The sequence below is a fragment of the Acaryochloris sp. IP29b_bin.148 genome, from assembly GCF_028285565.1.
Taxonomy (GTDB): domain Bacteria; phylum Cyanobacteriota; class Cyanobacteriia; order Thermosynechococcales; family Thermosynechococcaceae; genus Acaryochloris.
Map to the genome: position 1 here is coordinate 1 of NZ_JANQOY010000152.1, position 7,751 is coordinate 7,751.

Sequence of the window (7,751 nt, forward strand, 5' to 3'; positions counted from 1 at the left end):
CTTCATCCGTGGAAACCTGCTTCTGTAAGGAGTGAATGCCCTCGTTCTCAGTTCCAGCATTAAATAACAAAACAAATACACGCATGATCCTGAGTTGAATATAGATAGACCTTTGATCGACCACTAGAGGGTGCTGAACAAGAATAACATTTACCTCTATAATCGTTTTTTGTCTGTGCAATGATAACAGGGCCAGACAAGTCACAATGAGTGATGTTCAATGTTGCTTGGGGGACAGAATAGCTGATCAAAGCGATTTTGTTCAAATCAGTCTCTTTCTGCTGTGAGTTGTCGATTATTGGGGAACTAACCCCCAGAAAAGCCTTCTGTAATAAGGTTACAGTGCATTGGTTCAGATTTTGAGTTAAAGGGCCCACAACTTATCTGTCAACGGTACCCCTCTGAGGGATGTCATGTCCCAACCTTCCCCGTACGGGCAAGCTTCTCGTCCATCGCCTCCCCATCGACGCTTTACTCGTCTTCACGTTTTGCTCATTGTAGTTGGGTTGCTACTGACTGCGATCGCAGGAGTGAGCGGCTGGGTGCTGCGCTTTATTGAGGAAGACTTAACCCCGCTCGTCGCCGAGGAACTCAGCAAGACCCTCAATCGCCCCGTCAAAATTGGGGACGTTCAAAATTACTCCCTGACTCATATTCGGTTCGGTCCTTCGGAGATTCCTGCTTGTTCACCTCAGCAAGGGTGCGCCAAGGTAGATGCCGATGCCGCCAAGATGGAGGCGGTTGATATTCGGTTTAATCTGTTGCCCATCCTCTGGAGTCGCAGCCTGCATCTGGACGCCACACTGATCAAACCCCAGCTCTACCTCGATCAAACCCAAGATGGCGAATGGATTGCCACTCAACTCCGCTCCGGTCCTTCGAAAGCATGGATTAAAGTTAAGCTGAATCAACTGCGGGTGCGCCAAGGAACGGCTCAGATCGATCCGGCCCAAACTGAAACTCGACGACTCAGTAATCTCAACGGTACTCTCAATTTCTCAAACCCTGAATCCCTTTACTTTAATACCCAAAGCCAGGTGGATTCAGGCGGTAAACTCTCGGTAAAAGGGGCTTGGCAATCTTCAAAAAAACAGCTAGAGGTCAATGCCCAAACGGAAGATCTAGTGGCGGCCCCCTTAATGGGCTTGTTACCGAAGCTTCCGTTTGAGATTAATCAAGGCCAATTCAATGGTCGGTTCCAGGTTAAATTGCGGCCCCAACAGCCCTTAACCGTTCAGACGAATGCAACCTTGTCTCAAGGGGATATTTGGGTTCCCAAGCAAGCGATTCGCATCCAAGCCAATCAGATTCGCAGCGATGTCCGCATTGAGGTGCCCTCTCAGCGTCCGGTTGAATTGAAGGGAGAGGCTGCTCTCGAGGGGGCCAGGGCGGATGTCCCTGAAGATCTAATTTTAGACAATCAACGCCAACGACCTCGACGGCTCTCCCAAGTGCAGGGGACGGTTGATTTTCTGGGGGTAAAGCAGCGATTTCGCTTTAATCTCAACGGGCGGATGAGCCAACGGGGGCGACTCAAGGCCAGGGGCATGGCCTCTTTTTTAGAGCAACAGACCCAGATGCGGTTACAACTCCAGAATTTGCCTGCGCCGCTGTTTGATCAAGCCTTTCAACTGCCTATAACTGTAGACTCGGGTCAAGTCAGTGCTAGCCTCCGGGTCAAACTCCGCCCCAAACAACGCCCTGATGTGCAAGGCACGGCCCTGCTTAAGCGCGTCGAGATGGGCATTGTTAACGTTCCTCAACCCTTTCGTCGTGTGAGGGGATATCTTCGATTTAAGGGGCTTGCCGCTCGTCTAGAGGGCCTGAAGGGGGACTATGGGCAAATTCCGATGCAGGCGACCGGCTGGATCGACCCCGATCGGGGATACAGTTTGGTCGGTCAGACAGAGTGGGTCGCCGCTCAGCCCACCCTGGAAACCCTGCAAGTCACCGGTTTACCCTTTCCCGTCACTGGACAATTCAAGGGGGATAATCTCCGATTTGATGGTCCCATTGATCAGCCGATTTTCTCGGGTTCAGTCCAATTGGCCCAGCAACCTAAAGTGGATCGGGTGCCCTTTAAACAGCTGACGGCTCAGTTTAAATTGGCCGATGCCCTCCTCAAAATGGAGAATATTGAGGCCGAACCCACGATAGGCGGACGGTTCCAAGGTGCCGCTCGCTTTGAGGTCCAGCCGGGGGGACAGTTACTCACTCAGTTGGAGGCCAGCGATATTCCTGGGAATGCGATCGCACAGGTCTACCAAGCGGATCCGGGTTTCCCCTTAGGGCCTCTCCAAGGCCAGATCAAGATTTTTGGTCCCCCAGAAGATGTGCGCACCCATGTTGATTTTCAAGCCCTGAAGGGACAGTTTCCCACCACAGGCAATATCTTTGTCCGCCAAAGCATTGCTCAACTTAGAGGGATTGTCACCCAAATCCCTGGTGGTGAGCTGCGAACCCAAGGCCAAATTAAAGATAATCGGGTCAACGTCACAACAACGGCGCCAGGGGTGGCCCTCAAGGCTTACACGCCCGATGCTCGGGGACGGATGACCGGGCAACTCAAAATTACGGGACCCTTTGATGGCTTTAGCGTCAACACAGCCAGAGCCCAGGGACAGGTCCGCTTTTCTGATGGTATTGCTATTGTCTACGACCCCATTACCGCTCAACTGCAGTGGGATGGCCAGCAAATCTTGGTGGATCAAGCCACTGCCCCAGGTTTTTGGTCCCAAGGTCAAGTGGGGCTGGACTTGAACACCCCCCAAGGTCCGCAGCTAACGACCCTAAATTTGGCGGTTCGTTCTCAGGGTTACGATTTGGGGTTATTTCCACCCTTTGGCCCCACGCAAGTCAAAATGGCGGGGCGGGCCAACCTCGCGGGTCAACTCACGGGCACTGTGGCAGATCCCTACTTAGAATCCACCGTACAATTGAACAACCTGCGGGTGGGAGGCGTTCTCTTTGAGCCTGTTCTTAAAGGCAAAATGCGCTATGGACAGCAAGCTCAGTTGGATTTGCGCGTCTCAGGACCCCGCGATCGCATCAACCTCGCGCTGAATTCCAATCAATTGCCCACATCCTTTGATATTCGTCGTGATCAAGCCTGGGCCATCGGTAAAACAGAGAAAGGAAAACTCAATCTGGCCTTTCAGGAGGTGCCTCTCACTGCTTTGAACTGGCAGCCTGTCGATACATTAGGCAAACTGTCAGGGCTATCGTCTGGACAGTTTACTCTCAATCCTCAAACCTATGCTGGTACAGGAGGATTATGGGTCAATCAGCCAGGCATCGGCAAGTTAACGGGGGATACCTTTGTCGGTAAATTTCAGTTTTCTGACAATACAATTACCTTGCAGCAAGGTGAATTATTAGATCGCAATAATGCCTATCAACTCCAAGCCAAGATCCTGTCTGGAACGCATCCCAAAATTTCAGGCAGCCTTCTGGTTCGGCAAGCAGAAATAGCGGATATTCTGGCAGCAGCCAAGACGCTCAATCTCGATGCAACTGCCTCCCAGTCCAAACCCCAGGGCAGTGCCACAGACGTGCAAACCGTGCCCGTGGGTTCTGTTCAAGGATCGTTGCTGATGCAGTTACGTCGGCTGGCAGAACTGGATAAGCTTCAAGATCAGCAACAAACCGAGACTCCGCAGTCTCCCTTACTGCCGGATTGGACTGAATTATCGGGCCAGCTTGCGGGCCGACTGCAATTCTCAGGATCGTTACAGGGGCTCAATACCACCTTTGATCTCCAAGGGCAGTCATTAAAGTGGGGTGCCTATGGCGCTGAACGTATTGTAGCGAGAGGCCGATTTGCAGACGGCAATCTCCAATTACGCCCCTTCCTCATTGCCAGTGGTGATCGGGAGGCTCGCTTTCAGGGAATCATCGGCCCTCAGCAACAGTCCGGACAATTGACGTTAACCAACTTACCGCTTCAAGGTCTCAATCAATTTGTCGATCTGCCCTTTGATCTCTCTGGAACGGTGAATGGAACAGCAACGCTAGCGGGAACATTGACCAACCCCCAATTACAGGGAGAGCTAGCTTGGACAGAGGCGATGTTGAATACCACCGCTCTTAACCAAGCCCAAACAACCTTTACCTATGATCAAGGTCGATTGTCGTTTCAGGGCAGCTCAGAGGCGATTCCACTCCAGTTTGCGGGCAATATCCCCTACCAGCTTCCCTTAACAACAGTGGAACCGGATAGCCAAACCTTAGATGTCTCCCTCAAGATTAAGGATCAAGGGTTAGCGCTGATTAATTCCTTTACCGATCAGGTCAATTGGGTCGATGGCCAGGGAGAAGTGGATCTGCAGATCACGGGTACGCCCTCTCAGCCCTCTGTACAGGGCAAAATTCAGTTTAACCAGGCCACCCTGGGTTCTGAACTGTTGGTGGAACCGCTCACCCAGGTCACAGGGGCAATTCATTTCGAGCGCGATCGCATTTATGTTAAAGGCTTAACCGGACTCTACAGCCAAGGTCAGCTCACAGCGGCAGGGAGTCTACCGATTTTCATGGCTGACGTCCCTTCATCCGCTTCTTTGCAAGTTGGGCTGAAAGCGTTACAGCTCAATGTCAAAGGCTTATACAATGGTCAGATTGACGGCGACTTAAACCTCTCCGGTGCGTTGTTGGCACCTCAGTTAGGTGGAGTGATGGAGTTAACGAACGGTCAGGTGATTTTGGCAGATGTGAATGCCAGCTCAGCGCCAAACTCACTCGGGCAACTGGGGCAAACCACCCCACTGGAGTTCAAAAATCTCCAGGTTCAGCTCAACGACAATGTTCGAGTGACTCAGCCACCACTCCTGAGCTTTGTGGCAGCAGGCAACGTCATTGTCAATGGGTCTGTGAATACCCCTCGCCCTTCCGGTAAAATTTCGTTCCGCAAAGGATCGGTCAATCTATTTACGAGCCGCTTTCGCATCGACTCACGGCGCGACAACTTTGCCGATTTTGATCCGGACCTGGGCCTCGATCCCTACCTTAGTATTGGGATGGTGACGACAGCAACGGATATTGCGGGAGGTCGGGCAACAGAACTCAATGAGTTTGAAGATCTACCTGCAGGTAGCATTGGTGCCATAGAATCCGTGCGGGTCCGAGCGACTGTGGAAGGACGAGCCAGCGAGCTGGTGAATAATTTCAATCAAGTGGTCCAGCTCACCAGTACGCCTAGGCGTACTGAAGGCGAAATCTTAGCGCTGTTAGGCGGGAGTGTCCCCAACTCCTTAGAAGATGGGAATACCGAATTAGCCCTCGTCAATTTGGCCAGCTCGGCTTTCCTTACAGGTTTTGAAGGTTTGTTTTCAGATGCGTTGGGGACCCGCGCCAGTTTTCGGTTATTTCCAGTATTAATCCCGAATCAAGATCAAGAACAATCTGTGTTGGCCTTTGGCGCGGAATTAGGATATGACGTCACCGATCGCTTTTCAGTATCTGCCTTACAAATCCTGACGGGGCTAGATGAAGCCACTTTATTTAACGCCAGCTACGACATCAATGAGCAACTGCGAGTCCGTAGTGCGATCAGCACCGATGGAGAGGCCGTTGGCATTCTTGAATACCGTATCCGTTTTTAACCTGCTATGACGTCTGCAACTTGGGTTACACTTTCTCGTCTTTCAGCCCTCCCTTTTTTGCTCTATGGATTACAGGGTAGTCCGACACCGACCACCCGGTGGATTTGCCTGGCGATATTTATCGTAGCTGCGAGTACCGACTGGTTAGATGGTTATCTGGCTCGCAAGCTTGATCAAGTGACGGAGTTGGGCAAATTTCTGGATCCTTTAGTGGATAAATTGTTGATTCTGGGCCCCCTGATTGCCCTGGTGGGCTTAGGAGAGGTACCGGCTTGGAGTGTGGTGATGATCTTGATTCGAGAGTTGGCTATTGCGGGATGGCGGGTCCAACAAACTCAAATTTCAGGTGCCAATTGGTGGGGCAAGATTAAAACCGTCGTTCAAATTGTAGCTGTATCCCTCTTAGTTGCACCGCTGTCTGGCCCCTGGTTCCAAGTGTCTCTTTTTGCCTATGCTGCTGCTGTTCTACTAACAGTTGTTTCTGGTCTGGTCTATGTATGGCCACAACCTGCTCCTTCCCCGTAAGGATGTGGATGCTTTTGCCGAGGATTGAGCATAACTCTGATATGCTTTTCAGGAAAATTGAACGATTTTGAAGCCTCAGTAATTTCCACAAGTCTCGGTTCTGAACTTCAAGAAATATACAAATGTATACGAACAAACAACCCCTGTATATTTAATTTTCTGTTTGTATAAAATGCATTTCATGGCCGCTAATAACGTTTGCTTTTTTCCGTAATCTTGCGGAATAAGTAGGATGCCGATCGGCTGGATGTCTTTATAGGAAGTGCTTATGTGTTTTTACGGAGATGGTTTTCCAGTAATATCACGGAAGCATTTTTCGATATCTTGGCCCACACTACAAATAGTAGATTCGTATTTCTTAGACAAACTGAATACCTCACCATAATTAAAAATTTTTGCTCGCTTATTTTGCAGCGCTCAGGTTATCAGCAATAGTCAAGTCCTTTCGTCTCACTCATACCGTTATTTACTCCCAAGAATCATATGAAAGTAATCCATTCACATGATGATGCCGGCAATTCTGAGCACAAGCAGCCTATTGAGATGCTCAAAGACGGACAGCTTCTCTCTTTAGCCCAAAATAATCCTGCAGGCTTAATTCTACAAAAGCCTTATTATGCTGAGTACATTGGACCGGGTGCCGCAATTGGGGGGATGTTTGATTTACAGTGTGTGACTATTCACACCTTGGGCAAGGCAGAATTGACTGTGCCGGAGACTCTAGATGAGCGTCAAGACGCTTTTCAGCGAAGAATGGAAGATATAGAGAAGATGCAGCAAATTTGTGAACAGGATTTGCCCATTGAAAGGGCTGTCGCCGTTCTAGAAATGCTGTCTCAACACTTTCATCAAGAGGAAATTCAAACCATCTCCAATGATATTTTGGCTAAGCTTGTGGGTGTATTGCCCTCAACCATGGCGGCCGCTTGGCAACAGTTGTCACACTCTAATCGCCAGCGCAATCTCTCCCCACAGCCTTCTCAAGAAGAGGCTGCTTTGGCGTCTCATGAAGTCGCCTTTGCCTAATGAGTGATGCTCCTATACCTATAAAGGGGCGAGACTTGAGGAGAGATTAAGCCTCGAAGGGTTTCTCTCCTCCTTAACAATTGAACAATTGGTTCCCCAGCGCCAGCAATTCATTGAAAGTTGATGTCTTTTAATGAATTGTTGGCGATTTTATGCAGGTTTACGCAGGAGCAAACTCAGCTCATCCATTATTGAGGAGGATAGCAAAGCGTAATCATTTCCTGCTGCGAGAGAAGAGATGAGCTATGACCTCTATGGGCAATCCCGATTGCGCATTAATCACCTGAATTCTAAAACCAAGCATAGTAAAAGCGTCAACGCCGTGTACAATGCTCTATGAGAGAGGGAATCCTTCCTGCGATCGCAGAAGACCACCCGTAAATTTTATAGGTGGTCGTTTTCAAGTGGCATCTACAAAGATTCCACCCTTCTCCTAGGCGATGTCCCTGGTGTATCTATGCACCCAGAGCATAGCACTTGCTTCCCTAAAGTGCAGATTCTGTTAAGGTCATCGTCTTATGACATTACCGATAGAAATTATTGTTGGCTCTAAAGCTAAAAGTCTTACCAAACATGGTCATCAGTGCCTTGATGGCAATCTGG

At 49.8% G+C, this 7,751-nt stretch carries 4 protein-coding genes; 3 read left to right on the forward strand and 1 reads right to left on the reverse strand.

What is annotated here, in order from left to right; all coding sequences use genetic code 11:
• The coding region (locus Q0986_RS23005; RefSeq protein ID WP_366524962.1) for a DUF3110 domain-containing protein at window positions 1–85 on the reverse strand (85 nt) is incomplete at its 3' end.
• 328 nt (window positions 86–413) lie between these two features.
• Here Q0986_RS23005 and Q0986_RS14475 point away from each other — a divergent pair.
• The 3 genes from Q0986_RS14475 to Q0986_RS14485 all read left to right on the forward strand — a co-directional run bounded on the left by Q0986_RS14475 (window position 414) and on the right by Q0986_RS14485 (window position 7,148).
• Complete coding sequence (locus Q0986_RS14475; RefSeq protein WP_299411518.1) at window positions 414–5,597, forward strand: translocation/assembly module TamB domain-containing protein; 5,184 nt, start codon at window positions 414–416, stop codon at window positions 5,595–5,597.
• Between the two features lie 6 nt (window positions 5,598–5,603).
• Window positions 5,604–6,122 (forward strand): CDP-diacylglycerol--glycerol-3-phosphate 3-phosphatidyltransferase, encoded by a 519-nt coding sequence (gene pgsA, locus Q0986_RS14480; RefSeq protein WP_299411520.1) that lies wholly within the window; start codon window positions 5,604–5,606, stop codon window positions 6,120–6,122.
• A gap of 543 nt (window positions 6,123–6,665) precedes the next feature.
• Window positions 6,666–7,148, forward strand: coding sequence for a hypothetical protein (locus Q0986_RS14485; RefSeq protein WP_299411522.1), 483 nt, complete (start codon window positions 6,666–6,668; stop codon window positions 7,146–7,148).
• Window positions 7,149–7,751: the final 603 nt, after the last annotated feature.

Coding starts and splice junctions, on each gene's coding strand:
- Q0986_RS14475 (WP_299411518.1), top strand. CDS start 414: ATGTCCCAACCTTCCCCGTACGGGCAAGCTTCTCGTCCATCGCCTCCC.
- pgsA (WP_299411520.1), top strand. CDS start 5,604: ATGACGTCTGCAACTTGGGTTACACTTTCTCGTCTTTCAGCCCTCCCT.
- Q0986_RS14485 (WP_299411522.1), top strand. CDS start 6,666: ATGCTCAAAGACGGACAGCTTCTCTCTTTAGCCCAAAATAATCCTGCA.